Source organism: Exiguobacterium sp. 9-2, from assembly GCF_036287235.1.
Lineage (GTDB): Bacteria > Bacillota > Bacilli > Exiguobacteriales > Exiguobacteriaceae > Exiguobacterium_A.
This window is the reverse complement of record NZ_CP142850.1, coordinates 2216212-2232349: the sequence shown is the minus strand read 5'-3', so window position 1 is coordinate 2232349 and position 16138 is coordinate 2216212. Positions and strand designations below refer to the sequence as shown.

Below are 16138 nucleotides of genomic sequence, written 5' to 3'. Positions count from 1 at the left end.
GAATGAAAAAAACAGCCGCTTTCCTCTTAGAGGAAGGTGGCTGTTTTCGTTTGACGAGATAGATTTAAGAAGCTAGTTCTTCTGCTTCAGATGATGTAGCTTGTCGTTTCGTAAAGATAAAGTACAGTAGACCACTTACGAGAACGATTAGACTACAGGATAAGAACATATTCGAATAGCCGATACCGCTTGCGACTGTGGCGAGAATCAAGGCACCGATTCCGAAGCCCGTGTCGTAAGCAAGGAAAAAGGTCGAGATGGCTTTCCCTTTCTGTGCGGGAGGTGCGAAATTCAAGAGGACGGTTTGAAGACCCGGGAAGATAGATGCCGAACCGACACCAATGATGACGGCAGCAGTCAATAAACCGGCAAAAGAAGGATACATGCCGAGAATGACAAAGCCAATCATATAAAGAACAAACGATGGCAATAACACGAATGCGGCACCCCGCTGGTCGAACAGTTTTCCGGCAATTGGTCGAATCCCGACCATTCCAAGAGCAACTAACGCATAAAAATAAGAAGCATATGCCACATGTCCGATCGAGTCCGTATACAGTGAAATGAACGCTGAAGTACTAGAAATTGCAACGCCTGCCAAAAGGGTCACTACTAACAAAAGTGGACGCGATAAAAAGAGAGACTGGCTTAAACGAAATGCGGATGTGCTTGGAATATGTTGGCTTGTTAGTGGCAAACGCATCATTAACAATAAGGCGATGATGGCTAGGGCAGCAACCGTGACGAAATAAAGAGCAAAGGCTTTTTCTTGAATAAAGGTTAGACCGATGACAGGACCAAGAACGGATGCCAAGTTCATCGATAGTACAAAATATCCCATACCTTCGCCTTGACGTGTTTTTGGGATCAATGTCGTGACAGCGAGACTGATTGAAGAAGACAACATCCCAAAACTAAAACCATGAATGATACGGATGATGATCAAATAGAAGAATGATTCCAGTGGTAGGACGAGCAGGTAACAAATGCTCATCATTGTAAAGAGAGTCGCAGAGATCATCAAGACGCGCTTCAAATCGTAACGATCCAACCAGTGACCAATCAATGGACGAGAACAGACCGTTGCCAGGATGAAGCTAGTCACAATCCATCCGAGTGCTGAAGCAGAGACTGGAAACTGCTTAGCAGCCAGTAAAGGCAGTGAGGCATTGAGTAGGTAAAACGTGATGAAGAGCAATAGATTGATGACCAACGTCATGACGTAATGACGTGAAAATAATCGAGTGGTCATGAGGATTCCTCCTGTCGATGTAGAGTGAGTAAGTGTGTCATCCATTCACCGAGTTGTTGCTGATCGGTAAGGGGGAAGGTGGCAAGTAATCGTTGATGTGTCTCTTGGACAGCAGCGTCGATTTGGTCGAACCGTTCGATGGCTAAAGGTGTCAACGAGACGAAGTGTGTTCGTCCTTCTTTCGTTCGAGTGATGAATCCGAGTGTCTCAAGACGTGAAACGGTTTTTGTCACAGCTGGTTTTTCGATGATCAAATAATGTGCCAATTGAACTTGTGAAACAGGTTGTAATAACGCAACTGCTTTCAATAGCGCCCATTGACCCGTATGTAAGGAATATGGAGCTAAGGTAGCATCAACTTCTCGTTTGACGAGACGTGACACTTTGGATAATTGTCCGAGGACATCTTCTTGGGTATAAAGCATTTTTATTTCTCCTTTAGTTAACTAGTTAACCTTAAGAGTGTATCAAAGCTGGGTGAGAGGTGCAAGATGAAAAAACTTCGTGCATGTATTAACAGGAATGAGATTCTTAAATGAAAAAGATTAAGCAATGCTCGAACGGGGTATGTTCCGTAAAAGGGTATTTGTTCAACTTAAAACATCGAGTGCTTGCTCTTACGATAAGTTGACTGGACTATTTGGACATAGAGAGAAGAAGGGAAGAGTACATCATGAATCGACTAGCGAAGCTTCTGACTGAATTATTGCCAATTCCTATAAATGAAGCAATCAATCCATTGATCACGAATATCGCCACCGATTCACGTCAAATCAAACCGAATGGACTGTTTATTTGTATCAACGGTTACACCGTTGATGGTCACGATTATATCAATCAAGCAATCGAAAATGGAGCTGTGGCGATTTTGGCTGAACGCCCGTTTCCCGACTGTCCAGTTCCTATCATCATCGTATCGGATACAAAACGACTTGCGGGTCAAGTCGCGAATCGCTTTTATAACCAACCGAGTCAAAAAATGCGTGTTTATGGTGTAACAGGAACGAACGGAAAAACGACGACAACGAAATTAGCGTACGATCTCTTTCGGGCGACTGGTGTGAAAGCCGGCATGATCAGCACGGTCGGTGCACGGATCGATGAAGAATTCATCGAGACGCCAAATACGACGCCCGAAGCGATCATTCTGCATCGATTATTGTTCGAGATGGTTGAACAAGGCGTGACGGATTGTATTATTGAAGTGTCTTCTCATGCGCTCGCTGAAGGGAGAGTCGAGGGAGTTTCCTTCCATTCGGCAGCCTTTACGAATTTATCGCATGATCATCTTGATTATCATCATTCGATGGAAGAGTACGCCAAGACGAAAGCTTTGTTATTTCAACAAGTTGCTGCGTCAAACGGACAGACCATCGTCTTAAATCGAGAAGACGGTTGGAGTCGTGTCATGCGAGATGCCGCACCTTTGCAACCAGTTATTTGGTATACGACGCAACCACACCGGACGTCACAAATCGCAGTCGAATGGCTGACCGACACCATCAATGTCCGGATCGATGAGACGACGACACGTGTACCGACAGCTTTACTTGGTGAATTCAATGCGGCGAATTTAGCGGCAGCAATGGGATTATTGCGGGCAGGCAATGCCAATCTGTATGCACTGATTCGTCATATTCCAGAACTGGAGTTACCGAAAGGACGACTTGAACGACTGGAATGGACTTCTTGCGAAATCTATCTCGATTATGCGCATACCCCAGATGGTCTGGAAAAATGTTTACAGGCACTTACTTATATAGGCGAGTCGCTATCGATTGTCTTGAGTGCAGCTGGAGAGCGTGACCGATCAAAACGAGCGGAGATGGGACGAATCGCAAGTAAATATTGCGAACATATCATAGCAACTGTTCATGATGCGAGATCAGAGGCTCCGAATCAGATCATCGATGAGTTAATTGTTGATGTTCCGAAAGAGCGGTTAATTGGGTGTCACACGTCTCGTCATGAAGCACTCGTACAAGCCGCGCATCTCGCACATCGAGGGCAACGCGTCGTCATTGTCGGAAAAGGGCATGATGAGGTGGAACGAATCGGAACTAAAACGATTCCATTTAATGAAAAACATATACTGCTTGCGGAACTAGAACGGCTGTCTGAAGGAGAATCCGTCATTTAAAAACCGACCATTCCGCAAGGGTCATGGTCGGTTTCGTTTCGTAGCTAATTGTTGTGCCTTTTTTGTATTCGCAAAATGAGCTTTCGTCCAGTCACGCAGTTTGTCAGAGCCATAACGTAAAATCAGTGAAGCTGCGACTTGGTCAACCTTGGCGCCAGCACCTTTAGGAATGACGACACCTGTTGACTCACTTAACTTGTCCATTTCCTTAAGAAAAATCGCACGAGCGATGATGGATGAAGCAGCGACGGCAACATGAAGTTGTTCCGCTTTAGTCGAGAAGTAGACATTTTCTCGAACAGGATTCACGACACCAGATAGGTGTTTATAATAGACACTTTTTTCGGCGAACTGATCAATTAAAATCGCTTCTGGTTTCGTCTCCAGTTGGTCAAGAAGCCGCTCGATTACATCATTATGCATCAGGGCAGTCATCTTTCCTTGAGTCATCGACCGTTGCATCTGATTGTATTCTGGATTATGTAGAATACGATATGTGTACGGAATGACAGCATGGAGATCGCGAGCAATTCGACGAATCTCGATATCGTTCAAATGTTTGGAGTCTCGGACACCGAGTTCGTGAAGAAGTGCGATCTGCTTTCGATCAACAAAGGAAGCGACGACGACGAGTGGACCGAAGAAATCGCCTTTCCCGACTTCGTCACTACCAACGACGGACCATTCCGAAAAACCATTCGGTAACGTTGAAACAAGTGGTTCTTTCGACTTAGTCGGCGAAGCCGTACCGAAACGTGTAGCGATAGCTTCGGCTTGCGGTCCTTGAAACATCACTTTTCCAGAATTATAAATCGTGATGACACAACCAGGAATTTTAGCAGCAAAACGGGCATACGGAGGAGACTTCGTCTCGTTCTGTTTGAAGTTCTGTATGACTAAGTCCTGTTTTTCTTTAGATAAGCGTAAAACGGTCGTTCCCATAGGATAACCTCCCTTTCCGGGATTAAGCATACCATCCTTAAGACCGATGGGGGACTTCTTTTCCTAAAACGAAAATGATGGTACTATATGAAAGAAGCAAAGTATGAGGAGGACAGAAAAATGGCTGATTCAGAAGGGTTGAACCGGACGACGATTCATATCGCAGGCAATGATTATACGATTGTCGGAACGGAGTCGCCAGAACACGTACGCGAAGTGGGTCTCCTCGTAGATACGAAGATTCGAGAAATCCGAGAACAAGCACCACAACTCGACGTTCGTCAAATCGCCGTCCTAGCGGCGCTTAATATTGGTAGTGATTATGTAAAAATTAAAAAGAATTTGGGTGAACTATAAACTATGATTTCTCTCGTTATCTTATTACTTCTCGCCTTAGGTGTCATGACAGGGGTCCGAAGGGGAGTTGTGTTGCAGGCCGGTCATTTGCTCAGCCTGATCATTTCCTTCATCGTTGCACTGTCGTTCTATGAGGAACTGGCTACGAAATTCCGATTGTGGGTACCATATCCGTCTACACTGGATGATGCGGGAATCGATTTGACGATGTTCGCGATTCCAAGTTCAGCACGACTCGATGAGGTGTTCTACAAAGCCTTTTGGTTCGTCGTCCTGTTCTTCGGTACAAAAATCATCTTATCGATCTTATTGTCGATGTTTGATTCGTTGACGAATGTTCCGATTCTAAAACAAGTCAAAGGGTTGTTAGGTGGCGTCTTTGGTTTCATCGAGATGTACATCTTCATCTTCCTGCTCTTGTTCTTAGCGGCATTCGTTCCAATCCAATCGATACAGGATGCGATCGCGGACTCGAGTTTAGCAAGCTTCATTATCCAGCACACCCCGCTTCTTGCGAACTGGCTGATGGATCAAGTTGGATTGATAAAATAAACAGGCTCCCACGATTGGGAGCTTTTTTTGAGGGGAGAACTGCACATGCGTACGATTCAAGATGCGATGCGTCATTTGGAACGGATATCGGTCTACCTAGAGGTCAAAGGGGAAAATCCATTTAAGATTAATGCTTTTCGGAAAGCAGCAAGTATTCTCGAAGCATACGATGCTGACTTCATGGCGATCGAGGATTTCACGGCGATGAAGGGGATCGGGAAAGGAACGGCTGCTGTTCTAGAGGAATATCGGGGAACGGGAACGAGCACGGCACTGACAGAACTCGAACAAGAAGTGCCAGAAGGATTGATCGCCTTATTGAAGATTCCGGGTCTTGGTGGAAAAAAGCTCGCTAAACTGCATGAAGTCGGCGTCATTGATGCAGATTCCTTTGCAGAGAAATTAGCAGATGGTACAGTCGAAGCGATGCCTGGATTCGGCAAGAAGACGGTCGAGAAGTACGTTAAAGCACTTGAAACGTTTGAAACACGACCGGAGCGATTACCATACGGTGTCATGCGAAAGATCGTCGCTGAATTGAATCAGACACTTGCATCGTTTGAGGCAATCATTCGTTTTGAAGTTGGAGGAAGTTTCCGTCGAGCAGAAGAGACGTGTAAGGACCTTGATTTCATTCTCTCAACGGATGATCCGGAACGAATCAAGGAGCAGCTTCTAGAACTGTCGCTCATCGATGAAGTCATCGCAGCTGGCAGCACGAAAGTATCGCTCATCTTAAAACGAGACGTTCATTATATCGCGGTTGATTTCCGAATCGTGGATGATGCGGCGTATGCATCTACATTACATCACTTTACGGGTTCGAAGGATCACAACGTCCGGATGCGCCAACTCGCAAAAGAGCGAGGAGAGAGTATTTCTGAATATGGTGTCGAGACCGAGCAAGGATTAGTGCAACCGAACACAGAAGAAGAATTGTTTGCGCGATATGATTTACCGTTCATCGCGCCTGAATTACGAGCGGGACGTCATGAATTCGAGCAAGATTTATCACGTCTCTTGACGGAACAAGATATTCAAGCCGATGTTCATATGCATACGACATGGTCAGATGGTACGTTGTCTGTTGAAGAACTAGTCGATGCCTGTGCTGCACGCGGATATACATGGATGGCGATCACGGATCATAGTAAATATATGAAATTCGTCAATGGATTAACGGAAGAACGTCTGCGTGCACAACGTATTGAAATCGAAGCGGCACGCGAGAAACATCCCGATATGACAATTTTATGTGGTGTCGAGATGGATATCTTGCCCGATGGATCACTTGATTATGAAGATGAGTTCTTAAAAGAAATGGACTATGTCATCGCCTCGATCCACTCGAAGTTCGATCAGACGGAAGAAGAGATCATGCAGCGGCTCGAGAATGCTTGTCGTAATCCTTATGTTTCCTTGATTGCTCATCCGACGGGACGAATCATTGGAAGACGAGAAGGATACGCCGTCAATGTCGATCGATTGATCGAACTAGCAGCGGAGACAGGAACAGCGCTTGAGATGAACGCGAATCCAGCACGTTTTGATTTAACGGCAAGTTCGCTTGCGAAAGCGAAGGCTGCCGGCGTGAAGATTTTAATTAATACGGATACACACCGACCAGAAATGTTAGAAGATATGAAACTTGGAGTCCTCCATGCTCGTAAAGCTTATTTGGAGGCGTCTGATGTCATCAATACGTGGTCTGCTGAAGAAGCACTCGAATTCTTCGGTCGAAAACGTTTAGGAGTGGATTAAATGAATGCCAACGCATTACGCGTTTTAGAATATGAGAAGTTAAAAGAAAACATGCTCGCCTTCACGGCTAGTTCACTCGGAGCACAGTTCGTCCGGGCAATGCGTCCGGCGGAAGACTTCGAGCAGGTCAAGGAACTGTTAGCTGTCACGACGGAAGCAACGACGGTCTACCGGTTGCGTGACCGTTATCCGTTCGGTGGATTGACGGACGTCCGAAGTGAAGTCAAACGGGCAGAGATTGGCTCTGTCCTCTCGACGAGTGAACTTCTAGCCGTCGCAGACGTCGTCTACTCGGGACGTCAAGTGAAGGCGTTCCAAGAACGGCTACACGAAGACCATGCGGATCTACGATTACCGCGCCTTGATAGTCGAATCGAGCAAATCACGAAGCTCGTCGAGATCGAACAGGGGATTCGCCATGCCATCGACGATCAAGGGACTGTCCAAGACTCAGCGAGTGATAAATTACGAGCGTTACGCAGTCAGTTACGCTCGCTCGAAGGACAAGTTCGTTCAAAAATCGATAACGTCTTACGTAGTAAAGCGAAGATGCTGTCTGACGCCATCGTGACGATGCGAAACGATCGTTATTGTGTACCGGTCAAACAAGAATATCGTCAAGCGTTCGGCGGAATCGTCCATGATCAGTCCGCTTCTGGAGCAACGTTGTTCATCGAACCGCAAGCTGTCGTCTCTGCGAACAACGAAATTCAAGAAGCGCGTTTGAAAGAACGGGCGGAAATCGAACGAATTCTTGCACAACTATCGGCACTTGTCGGTAGCGTTGGCGATTCGCTACGCATCAATCTGGATGTATTAGCAGAACTTGATTTCATCATGGCGAAAGCATTATACGGTCATCAGATTGGAGCGGTCGAGCCACGCTTGAACGAAAACCGCCATATCATTCTGAAGGAAGCACGGCATCCGTTCATCCCGAAAGAGGAAGTCGTACCAATTACCGTATCACTGGGTGGGGATTTTACGTCACTCGTCATCACCGGTCCGAACACCGGCGGTAAAACAGTTACCTTAAAGACGATCGGTCTTTTGCAATTGATGGTGCAATCGGGACTATACGTGCCAGCTGCAGATGAGACGGAGCTCAGTGTCTTTGATGCGATTTATGCCGATATCGGGGATGAACAGTCGATTGAACAAAACTTATCGACGTTTAGTTCACACATGACGAACATCGTCTCAATGATGGAAAAAATCGATTTTATGAGTCTAGTACTGTTCGATGAGTTAGGTGCGGGAACGGATCCGACAGAAGGGGCTGCCCTAGCAATCGCGATTCTTGATGAAGTGAAGCGACGCGGAGCACGTGTGGCAGCGACGACGCACTATTCAGAATTAAAAGCGTACGGCTATAACCGAGAAGGGGTCGTCAATGCGTCAATGGAATTCGATGTCGAATCACTCAGTCCGACCTATCGCTTACTCATCGGTGTACCTGGACGCTCGAATGCGTTCGAGATTTCAAAACGTCTTGGACTCGAAGACCGGATCATCGACGCGGCACGTGGTCAGATCGGTAGCGACGCACAGTCTGTCGAGACGATGATCGAACGATTAGAAGAAGCGAAACAGCGGGCTGAAACGTTAGAGGCACAGTTGTTAGAAGAGAAAAAACGACTTGTCGAAGAGAGAGAGCAGTTCGAGCAAGAACAAGCTGAGATCCAGGAAGAGAAAAACGAAATTCTGGCAAAAGCGGAAGAAAAAGCAACACGTGCGGTCGAACGCGCTCAAAAAGAAGCAGAAGGCGTCATCAAACGTCTGAAGGAATTACGAGACGCTGGTGCCGTCAAAGAGCATGAACTGATCGAGGCGCGGAAGCGACTCGAAGACGCGAAGCCGAGTCTGCAAGAGAAGCGGATAGCTAAAGTAAAAGCAAAATACGACCAAACGCCGCGATTTGATAAAGGCGAAGAAGTTAAAGTCACGACCTTCAATCAAAAAGGCTACATTATCAACCAACAGGCGAACGGCGAGTATACCGTCCAAGTCGGCATCATGAAGGTGAACGTCAAACCGGAAGATCTCGCGAAGGTTGGCAGTACACCAAAACGTCCACAAACGAAAGGGCGCTCTGGTGGAACGAGTGTGACGAAACAATCGACACCTTCGGCTGAACTGGATTTACGTGGCGTGCGTGTCGAAGAAGGGTTGTCGAAGCTCGAACGCTTCATGGACCAAGCCTTGTTATCGAACTACGATCACATCCGTGTCATTCATGGCTTGGGTACGGGAGCGATGCGACAAGGTGTCCAAGAATTCTTGAAAGGTCATCGTCACGTCAAAGGTCACCGGTTAGGTGGTCAAGGTGAAGGCGGACACGGTGTGACGATCATCGAACTGAAATGAGGAAAGCAAGATGAACATTTTTGAGAACGTCTATGTCTATACGACAGCGCTCTATTCGGTCGCGGGATTACTGATCATTTTGGGGCTTGCACTTTTTGAGTTGACAACCCGGTATAAAAACTGGGAACATATCAAGAGTGGCAACATCGCCGTTGCGTTAGCAACAGGTGGAAAAATCATCGGACTCGCCAATATCGTTCATTTCGCTGTTCAAGGGGAAGAACGGGTCGGGTCGATATTTCTTGAAAGTGCCTTTGGCTTCTTATTGTTGATATCGACATATTGGATCTTTGAATTCCTGACACCGAATTTGCCGGTAGACCGTGAAATCGAGAATGGCAACATTGCTGTTGGTATCATTTCATGCGCTTTATCGATCGGCATGTCCTACGTCATCGGATCAGCGTTAGTGGGGTGAATCCGTGTTAGAACGTTTAGCGAAAATCATGTTCGGGGTTTCGATCGCCTTTTTGGTTGTCGGTATCCTCTGGATTGTATTTAATTAAAAGAACCGGTCTTACCGTGTGATCATTCCGTACTGACATCGTTTCAGTACGGAATTTTTATTGAGCCACGCCTAATCAAAAAAGGAGGAACGCATATGAACGTACGAAAAACATCAACAACGACAGAAACGAGACGCCGTGCTTTTGAGGCGATGCAATTGATTTCTTGGAAGGACATCTTCTGGGTTATCATCGGGTCGTCGATTCTCGCCTTTGGAATCAACTACTTTACGATTCCAAATGATCTCTCAGAAGGTGGATTGATTGGGATCACGGTCATTTTCTACTATCTTTACGGTTGGGATACGGGACTTGTCTCCTTGCTTGCGAACGCTTTGCTGTTCGTTGTCGGTTATCGATTCCTTAGCCGGAAGACGATGCTTTACTCAGTCATCTCAGTCGCCGTCACATCGTTTGTCCTCTCTTCGACAGCAAACCTTGCGACATCATCGGATAGCCGTTTGATTGGTACGGTCTATGCGGGTATTTTGATTGGTGTCGGAATCGGACTCGTCATTCGTGCGGGAGGAACGACGGGCGGTGGTGTCATTATCGCTCGACTGATGAATAAATACTTGAATCTCAGTATCGCAGTCTCGATGTTCATCATCGATGTCGCCGTTGTCGGTGCGTCAGGTTTTCTATTTGGAGAAGAGACGATGCTGTACACGTTAATTGCGATTATCATCGGTTCGTATTTGATTGATCTCGTCAGTGAAGGATTGAATGTCCGCGAAGCGGTCACGATCATTAGCCATCGCCAAGAAGAAATCGCGACGATTCTGACGGAGACGCTCGGACGTAGCGCAACTGTCATCCACAGTCATGGTCATTTCACGAAACAAAAGAATGACATGTTGTATATGATCGTCGATAAACGACAACTGGCACCGTTGAAACAAATCGTCGAAGCAGCGGATCCCCGCGCCTTCGTCGTCATTCATAAAGTGCGAGAAGTCATCGGGGAAGGATTCACATATCCCTCCCGGTAATATGGATTCAAAAGTAGCACCTCTCTTTTTCGGAAATCGAGAAAGGGAGGTGCTGCTTTTTTAGTATTAAAATTTTGATTGAAATAACCAAAAAAACAAGCAGATTCAATTTCTTTTTTTGGATTTTACTGGCATGTCGAATTCAAATCAACGTATAATGAAAATGAATAGTAATTCATTATCAGGGAGGGAAACGTATGGAATCCGTTTGGTTATCTGATTATCCAAAGCAAGTACCCGTATCGATTGATTACCGAGAAATACCTCTTTATCAGGCACTTGATGAGGCAGCGACTGATTTTCCAGAACAACGTGCCTTAAGTTTCTTAGGGAAACGTATGACGTTTCGTGAAGTGTGCGACGAAGCACATGCACTCGGAAGTTTACTTCAAGAGCATGGCCTCAAAAAAGGAGATCGTGTCGGACTGATGTTACCGAACTGTCCCCAGTATATGATCAGTTATTATGCTGTCCTCTATGCTGGTGGAATCGTCGTGCAGGTGAATCCGCTCTATACGGACCGTGAACTCGAACAGATCCTCATCGATTCAGGTGCACATCTGCTCGTGACCCTCGACCTACTTTATCCGAAAGCATCTCGCGTCAAAGCGGCGACGGCACTCAAAACGGTCGTGACAACAAGCATCGCGGATTATCTTCCCTTCCCTAAAAATAAACTGTATCCCATTAAAGCACGGAAAGATAACAACATCGTCATCGATACGACGGGTTCGATTCCATTTTTATCGCTACGTGGTTATGAACCGATTACACCGGTTGCGATTCAACCGAAAGAAGATGTCGCGGTTCTTCAATATACGGGTGGAACGACAGGTGCTCCAAAAGGTGTCATGCTGACGCACTATAACCTGAGTGCGAATGTCGAGCAAATCGACAAATGGTTTTATAAATATGAGCGGGGAGATGGACGAAAACTGTTAGCTGTCGTTCCGTATTTCCATGTCTATGGCATGACATGTAACCTCAATTTCGGTATTTTTAATGCCTATGAGCAAATCATCGTTCCAAAATTCGACATCGAACAAGTATTGAAAATGATTCATAAGGAAAAACCAAATCTGTTCCCTGGTGCACCGACGATGTATGTCGGTCTGTTGAACCATCCGAAGCTAAAGAAATATGATCTGTCTTCAATCGAAGCTTGTATTTCAGGTTCAGCTCCACTGCCGGTCGAAGTCCAGGAAAAATTCGAAGCATTAACGGGCGGACGAATCGTTGAAGGATATGGTTTGTCTGAGACGAGTCCGGTGACGCATACGAACTGTATCTGGGATCGCCGGATTCCTGGAACGGTTGGTATTCCGGTACCCGATACGCAAGCGAAAATCGTCCAAGCGGATGGAGAGACACCCGCAACTCCTGGTGAGATCGGTGAGATCATCGTCACAGGTCCGCAAGTCATGAAAGGATACTGGAAACGACCAGAAGAGACGCAAGCTGTTCTTCGAAACGGTTGGTTGCACACGGGAGACCTTGGCTATATCGGCGAAGATCATTACTTCCGGATCGTTGATCGGAAAAAGGATTTAATCATTGCTTCCGGATTTAATATTTATCCACGTGAAGTCGAAGAAATCTTGTACGAGCATCCGGCCGTCAAGGAAGCCGTCGTCATCGGTGTTCCGGATGCCTATCGTGGAGAGACCGTCAAGGCGTTCATCGTCGTTAAGGATGAGATGACGGTCACAGAAGAAGAGCTTGATCAATTCTGTCGTAAACAGTTAGCGTCATTTAAAGTGCCAAAGCAGTACGAATTCCGACAAGAGTTACCGAAGACGTTCGTCGGGAAGATTCTCCGTCGTGTTCTTGTTGAAGAAGAACGTGCCAAACAACTCGAAGAAAGCAGTTGACAGGACAAAATGGCATGATAGAATAAATATGAATGAACCATCATTCATTTTATGCGTTAGGAGATAGTGGAATGAAACGAACAATGTCAAAGAGTGACCGCATCATTGATGCCGCCGTAAAAGTCATCGCTAAAAACGGCTACCATGGAGCGAAGGTGACCGCCATCGCAAAGGAAGCCGGTGTTGCGGATGGAACGATCTATCTGTACTTCAAGAATAAAGAACACCTGCTGATTTCGCTATTCCAAGCGAAAATGGGAAGCTTCATCGAATATTCCGAAGGACAAATCGCGAATCACACGTCAGCGACAGAACAATTGGCCGCATTGATCGAGGCACATCTTGAGCAATTATCCGTTGATTATGATTTGGCTGTCGTCACGCAAATCGAGCTACGTCAATCCAATCAAGACATGCGCCAAAACATTGCCGCCGTCTTGAAACCCTACCTGCATCTGATTGACCGTGTCATCAAGCACGGGATGACGACAGGCGAGTTTTCAAACGAACTCGATTATCGATTAGCGCGTCAGATGATCTTCGGAACAATCGATGAGGTCGTGACGAGCTGGATGGCAAGTGGATTCAAATATGAGTTGCTTGAGACACGCGACGGGATCCATCGGATGTTGATCAAAGGGCTGAGTTAAGCCCTTTTCATGACAACAATTATGTAAGCGGATACAAAGAATGATGGTGAATAGACGATAAGGGGGAGCATGAGATGGAAATCTATGTACTGTTGAAACGCACATTCGATACGGAAGAAGCAATCCAACTCGAAAATGGTCAAATCGATGAGGATGGGGCTGAGTTCATCATTAACCCATATGATGAATATGCGGTAGAAGAGGCGATTCGTGTCCGTGATGCACAAGGGGGAACGGTGACGATCGTGACGGTCGGTCCGGAAGACGCGGACAAGGAATTACGAACAGCTCTAGCAATGGGAGCGGATCAAGCAGTACGCATCTCGATTGAGGATGACATCGAAGAGGCGGATCATTTCACGATTTCTGAAGTACTTGTTGGTTATTTAAAGGAACAGACAGTCGATCTTATCATCGCTGGAAACGTCGCAGTTGATGGCGGAAGTGGTCAAGTGGCACCACGCGTCGCAGAATTGCTCGATATTCCTTACGTGACGACGATCACGAAACTCGAACTCGACGGCACGAAGGCTGTCGTGACACGTGACGCTGAAGGGGATACAGAAACGATTGAAACAACACTTCCGTTACTCGTGACTGCGCAGCAAGGACTGAATGAGCCACGCTATCCAAGTCTTCCGGGGATCATGAAAGCAAAAAAGAAGCCGCTTGAAGAACTCGAACTCGATGATCTCGAACTCGATGAAGATGAACTCGCACCACGTCTAGAGACGATTGAACGTTTCTTACCACCGAACAAAGCAGCCGGTAAGATTCTCGAAGGTGAACTGAACGAGCAAGTCGCACAGCTCGCATCATTATTACGCAACGAAGCAAAAGTGGTTTAAGGGGGAGAAACGAATGACAAAAGCATTAGTACTCGCAGAATCACGGGATGGCAGTTTACGGAATGTGTCGTTTGAGGCAATCGCAGCAGCGCGACGTGTCGCAGATGAAGTCATCGCAGTCCTGATTGGACACGATGTCGCTAAGGATGCCGACGCACTAGCGTCACGCGGAGCGGATCAAGTCCTCGTCGTCGAGGATGAGCGTCTTCTACACTACACGCCAGATGGTTATGGACAAGTCTTCCTTGAGTTGATGAACCGGACGTCACCTGACGTGCTCGTCTTCGGTCATACGTCGCTCGGCAAGGATTTATCACCGAAGATCGCGGCAAAACTACAAGCCGGTCTAATCAGTGATGTGACGGCGATTGAAGGGGAAGGCGCGGAAGCAACTTTCATCCGACCGATCTATTCAGGGAAAGCATTCGAGAAAGTCAAAGTCGCAGAAGGCAAGACACTCTTTACAGTCCGTCCGAACAACATCGATCCGCTCGAAGCAGGGAGTTCACAAGGAACGGTCGAGTCGGTCAGGGTTGAACTGAAGGATTTACGGACAATCGTCGCGGACATCGTACGCAAAGCAACAGGTGGTGTTGATTTGTCAGAGGCAAAAGTCATCGTTGCGGGTGGGCGCGGTGTCAAAAGCTCAGACGGCTTCGCACCGTTAGAAGAACTAGCAGATGTCCTCGGAGGAGCAGTGGGTGCTTCGCGTGGTGCTTGTGATGCGGATTACTGCGACTATGCGCTTCAAATCGGTCAGACGGGTAAAGTCGTTACACCGGATCTTTATATCGCGTGTGGGATCTCAGGTGCGATCCAACACTTAGCAGGGATGTCGAATGCCAAAGTGATCGTTGCGATCAATAAGGACCCGGAAGCGAACATCTTCTCTGTCGCTGACTATGGCATCGTCGGAGATTTGTTCGATGTCGTGCCACTATTGACAGCTGAATTCAAAAAAATGCTCGTTCACGGATGAGTGAATGTACCGGTGCCATGCAGATGGTACCGGTTATTTTTTACGAATTCTTCACGTGAGCAGTTTCGTTTGTTGGAAGAGACTGCTATGATATACTCGAATCAATAAAGAGATCACCCATTTTTTTAACGGGTGGATCTACTCATTAGGAGGTTATGATCAATGGCAATCGTACACGCAACTAGCCAATCATTTAAAGAAGAAACACAAGAAGGACTCGTCCTTGTTGATTTTTGGGCAACATGGTGTGGACCATGTCGTATGCTCGCACCAGTTCTTGAAGAACTCGATGCTGACATGCAAGATGTAAAAATCGTTAAAGTTGACGTGGATGCAAACCCAGAAGTAGCTGGAGCATTCCAAGTTCAAAGTATCCCGACACTCGTTCTCTTCAAAGATGGACAACCTGTCAACAAAACAATGGGCTTCATGCCAAAAGACGCACTTAAAGAATTCGTTGAAACATCTAACTAATTCTTTCCTGCATATCAAAACAGACCGTTCTGCACAGGCAGAACGGTCTGTTTTTTTAGATTACATAGGTGTGCAAAATTCGATGAGGTGACCATCCGGATCAAGCACGTACGCAACGACTTGCCCCCATGGTTTTTCAACAGGCGTGAGTACGGTCTTGTATCCGGCAGCTTCCACCTTTTGAAAAAGCGTAGGGACGTCATCCGTGACGAAACCAATCTCTAACGTCTGCTGCGCTTTTCCGCTTGGGATCGTGTAATCCGGAATCAACCGTTGCACGTCTTCACGAGTATTGAAGGCAAGTGTTGTCTGACCGGTCTCGAACTCAATGTAGCTTCCGTGCTCCGCTTTGACGGATAAGCCAAGAACGTCTCGATAGAATGTCAGCGTCCGTGCAGTGTCTTCAACGTATAAAATCGTATAGCCGTATTGAATCATCAAAAAGCC

Annotated in this window: 16 protein-coding genes; 12 read left to right on the top strand and 4 right to left on the bottom strand. The window is 46.6% G+C overall.

The features are described from left to right. Positions 1–64 precede the first annotated feature (64 nt). A complete protein-coding gene (locus tag VJ374_RS11785; RefSeq protein ID WP_329468851.1) occupies positions 65–1252 on the bottom strand; it encodes an MFS transporter in 1188 nt (395 codons plus the stop codon). Next, on the bottom strand, positions 1249–1677 hold the full coding sequence (locus VJ374_RS11780; RefSeq protein ID WP_035406341.1) for a MarR family winged helix-turn-helix transcriptional regulator: 429 nt from the start codon (positions 1675–1677) through the stop codon (positions 1249–1251). Before VJ374_RS11780 ends, VJ374_RS11785 begins: the two co-directional genes overlap by 4 nt. A 248-nt stretch (positions 1678–1925) precedes the next feature. Between VJ374_RS11780 and VJ374_RS11775 the strand changes: the two genes are divergently transcribed. Continuing rightward, positions 1926–3392, top strand: coding sequence for a UDP-N-acetylmuramoyl-L-alanyl-D-glutamate--2,6-diaminopimelate ligase (locus tag VJ374_RS11775; RefSeq protein WP_329468850.1), 1467 nt, complete (start codon positions 1926–1928; stop codon positions 3390–3392). 21 nt (positions 3393–3413) lie between these two features. Here the strand turns inward: VJ374_RS11775 and rnhC are convergent, their stop codons facing one another. Continuing rightward, positions 3414–4334, bottom strand: coding sequence for a ribonuclease HIII (gene rnhC, locus VJ374_RS11770; RefSeq protein ID WP_329468849.1), 921 nt, complete (start codon positions 4332–4334; stop codon positions 3414–3416). Between the two features lie 120 nt (positions 4335–4454). Here rnhC and zapA point away from each other — a divergent pair, with 120 nt between their 5' ends. The 11 genes from zapA to trxA all read left to right on the top strand — a co-directional run bounded on the left by zapA (position 4455) and on the right by trxA (position 15691). After that, the gene (gene zapA, locus VJ374_RS11765) at positions 4455–4691 is read left to right on the top strand and encodes a cell division protein ZapA (protein ID WP_029342308.1); all 237 of its coding nucleotides are present in this window, start codon (positions 4455–4457) and stop codon (positions 4689–4691) included. Between the two features lie 3 nt (positions 4692–4694). Continuing rightward, a complete protein-coding gene (locus VJ374_RS11760; protein WP_035406349.1) occupies positions 4695–5243 on the top strand; it encodes a CvpA family protein in 549 nt (182 codons plus the stop codon). 45 nt (positions 5244–5288) lie between these two features. After that, complete coding sequence (polX, locus tag VJ374_RS11755; protein ID WP_329468847.1) at positions 5289–7004, top strand: DNA polymerase/3'-5' exonuclease PolX; 1716 nt, start codon at positions 5289–5291, stop codon at positions 7002–7004. After that, positions 7005–9371 (top strand): endonuclease MutS2, encoded by a 2367-nt coding sequence (locus tag VJ374_RS11750; protein ID WP_035406355.1) that lies wholly within the window; start codon positions 7005–7007, stop codon positions 9369–9371. 10 nt (positions 9372–9381) lie between these two features. Then, positions 9382–9789, top strand: a complete 408-nt coding sequence (locus tag VJ374_RS11745; RefSeq protein ID WP_023469001.1) for a DUF350 domain-containing protein — start codon at positions 9382–9384, stop codon at positions 9787–9789. A gap of 183 nt (positions 9790–9972) precedes the next feature. Further along, positions 9973–10869, top strand: a complete 897-nt coding sequence (locus tag VJ374_RS11740; protein ID WP_035406360.1) for a YitT family protein — start codon at positions 9973–9975, stop codon at positions 10867–10869. A gap of 197 nt (positions 10870–11066) precedes the next feature. Then, the gene (locus VJ374_RS11735; RefSeq protein ID WP_056062630.1) at positions 11067–12740 is read left to right on the top strand and encodes an AMP-binding protein; all 1674 of its coding nucleotides are present in this window, start codon (positions 11067–11069) and stop codon (positions 12738–12740) included. A 71-nt stretch (positions 12741–12811) separates the two neighbouring features. Further along, complete coding sequence (locus VJ374_RS11730; RefSeq protein ID WP_052018985.1) at positions 12812–13390, top strand: fatty acid metabolism transcriptional regulator FadR; 579 nt, start codon at positions 12812–12814, stop codon at positions 13388–13390. 74 nt (positions 13391–13464) lie between these two features. Beyond that, positions 13465–14238 carry an electron transfer flavoprotein subunit beta/FixA family protein gene (locus tag VJ374_RS11725; protein ID WP_329468846.1) on the top strand — a complete coding sequence of 258 codons (774 nt, stop codon included), beginning with the start codon at positions 13465–13467 and terminating at the stop codon, positions 14236–14238. A gap of 13 nt (positions 14239–14251) precedes the next feature. Beyond that, complete coding sequence (locus VJ374_RS11720) at positions 14252–15217, top strand: electron transfer flavoprotein subunit alpha/FixB family protein (protein ID WP_329468845.1); 966 nt, start codon at positions 14252–14254, stop codon at positions 15215–15217. A gap of 162 nt (positions 15218–15379) precedes the next feature. Beyond that, positions 15380–15691, top strand: coding sequence for a thioredoxin (trxA, locus tag VJ374_RS11715; RefSeq protein WP_023468994.1), 312 nt, complete (start codon positions 15380–15382; stop codon positions 15689–15691). A 60-nt stretch (positions 15692–15751) separates the two neighbouring features. Here trxA and VJ374_RS11710 read toward each other — a convergent pair whose 3' ends face one another. After that, on the bottom strand, positions 15752–16132 hold the full coding sequence (locus VJ374_RS11710) for a VOC family protein (protein ID WP_442899594.1): 381 nt from the start codon (positions 16130–16132) through the stop codon (positions 15752–15754). Between the last annotated feature and the right edge of the window lie 6 nt (positions 16133–16138).